We start from the raw sequence: 665 nt of genomic DNA on the forward strand, positions 1-665 counted from the left end.
GGCGAGGTCCCCGGCACCTGACACGCCAAGCTTGAAGCGCTGCTGCATCATGTCGTAGACCTGCTGGTACGCCGCGATCGTCTGGTCGAGCAGCGCCTTTTCGCGGTCGTTTGCGCGCAGGTCCAGGTAGTCGGCCGCAAGCTCCGCCGTCATGGCGAGGCGCACGGTCTCGACATCGGATGCGCTTGCCTGCATGCTGGCTTGGGCGGCGTCGGTCTGCGACCGAATCTTGCCGAACACGTCGGGCTCCCACGATGCGGTGAGACCGACCGAATGGTCGGGATAGGTCCTGCCGTCGGTGGCATTGCGGTAGAGGAGGTTCTGCGAGACGCGTGTACGAGACTGGGCGGCCCCTGCTGTGACTGTCGGGAGAAAGCCCGCGCGCTCCCGGTCGTATACCGAGCGGGCGACATCGAGTGCCGCCACCGATTTGCGCAGCGTCTGATTTGAGACATCGACACGCGCTTCGAGCGAATTGAGCGTTGGATCGCCGAACAGGGTCCACCATGGCCCGCGCGGCTGGTCATCGTCGGGGTGCGCCGTTCGCCAGGCTGCGGCCGGCGACGGTCCGCTTTCGAGGTAGTGGGCGGGTACGTCGACACTCGGCCGCTTGTACGTCGGCTCCACCGAACAGCCGCTCAGGGCGAGCGCGGTGAGTAAGGCGG

General features: G+C 66.6%; 1 protein-coding gene. It reads right to left on the reverse strand.

Annotated features, from left to right (window positions below; genetic code table 11):
* Positions 1-665 (reverse strand): TolC family protein (locus HV670_RS30295; protein ID WP_175108584.1); only part of this gene is annotated, 665 nt, incomplete at both ends.

This window comes from Pararobbsia alpina (genome assembly GCF_902859895.1).
In the GTDB taxonomy this organism is placed as follows: Bacteria; Pseudomonadota; Gammaproteobacteria; order Burkholderiales; family Burkholderiaceae; genus Pararobbsia; species Pararobbsia alpina.